2 protein-coding genes are annotated in these 1,468 nt (G+C 50.3%); both read left to right on the plus strand.

The window, feature by feature from the left end:
- Positions 1-412 precede the first annotated feature (412 nt).
- Positions 413-625, plus strand: a complete 213-nt coding sequence (locus tag FPZ49_RS35105) for a hypothetical protein (RefSeq protein WP_144855372.1) — start codon at positions 413-415, stop codon at positions 623-625.
- Between the two features lie 247 nt (positions 626-872).
- A partial coding sequence (locus FPZ49_RS35110) for a reverse transcriptase domain-containing protein (protein WP_222430019.1) occupies positions 873-1,468 on the plus strand: 596 nt, incomplete at its 3' end.

The raw sequence follows: 1,468 nt of genomic DNA on the forward strand, positions 1-1,468 counted from the left end.
TGTGCGCCTCACAGTCGCACAATCTAGGTGGTTCAAATCCACCCGGTAACTTTACCCTTTAAAGTGCCGTAGCCGAAGTAAAGGTCCGACCCTCCGGAGGAGGAAGGACTGACAGGGTGTCTCCTGTGAAGGAGAATCTGAAGGGTCTGCAGGCAAAGTCCAGCCCGGAATGCGGTGAACCAGAGGTGGCGGCGATGTTGGGTGACCCGCCAGACAAACGGGGAAATCTGTGCAAATAAGCACATCTTGCAGGAAAACAGGAAAGGGATATGACCTGCAAGGCTTATCGACGTGATTAGGGTCAGGATGGATTGAATAGAGGGTGCAGATAACTGAGGGAAGTCTCGTAGCCCCCTCAGCGCAAACGCGGATGAGGTAGGGAAGGTATAACCCGAAGGGGAAAGCCAAACCGATGAGCTGCGAGATGGCGGATCGTTCCGTAGTAGCGAGTAAGTCCGAGCCGATGAAAGCTGGTAACAGACTGGAGGATAAAACTTGGATGAGTATGCGCGGATTTTTTTTTGAAGCACTTGTAAGCTTTGAAAATGGCGAGTCGCATAACCTGCTTCCACTCCAAAAGAGGGAAGACAGAGGCAAAGGGGACGTGCTTCGTCAAAGTCTGTGAGTTCGAGTGAGTGGAGATCGTAAGCGCTTTAAACAGAAGGGGCAGTACCAAGAGGGCGTGCCCCGCCGATGACGAAAGAACGTCAAAGGATAGAGGACTGCCGGCGACCTGAGTACACGCTGCAAAGCTGAAGCGATTGGCGAAAGCCTAACACGCAACTGAGCAGGGTGGAACGAGCAAGGAATCGATCATCTGTAGCGAGAACAAGATCAGCTTGGTGAGTAGTGGTAAAGGTGGTGAAACACCAATGAAACCGAAACGACGATACTATTCCTTGATCGACAAAGTATACCAAATTGACAATTTGTACGAAGCGTGGCTGTCAGTAAGGAAGAATCATGGAAGCGGTGGAATCGATGGGGTAAGTATTGCCATGTTCGAGAAGAACGTGAGCTTGAACCTAAGAGAAATTCAAAGGCTACTGCAACAAGATTGGTATAAACCCGATCCTGTCAGGCGGCACTTCATCGAGAAGGAAAACGGTAAGTTAAGACCGTTAGGCATTCCCACAATCCGGGATCGTGTATGCCAACAGGCTGTACGCCAAATCATCGAGCCGATCTTTGAGCAAGACTTCTACTACTACAGCTTTGGATTCCAACCCGGATACTCCGCACACCAAGCAATAAATACGATTCGGCGAGCAAAGCGCGGCGGATACGACTATGTGGTCGACCTTGACATCATGTCCTTTTTCGATGAAATTCCACATGACATGCTGATGGAAAAGGTCCGTGAACGAATAACCGATGGTAAAGTGCTGACGCTCATTCGCGGATGGCTTACCGCAGGAGTCATGGAAGATGATCAGTTCCATGAAACGGTAGTCGGCTCTCCACAGGG

It is taken from the genome of Paenibacillus cremeus (assembly GCF_007786445.1).
Classification (GTDB): domain Bacteria; phylum Bacillota; class Bacilli; order Paenibacillales; family NBRC-103111; genus Paenibacillus_G; species Paenibacillus_G cremeus.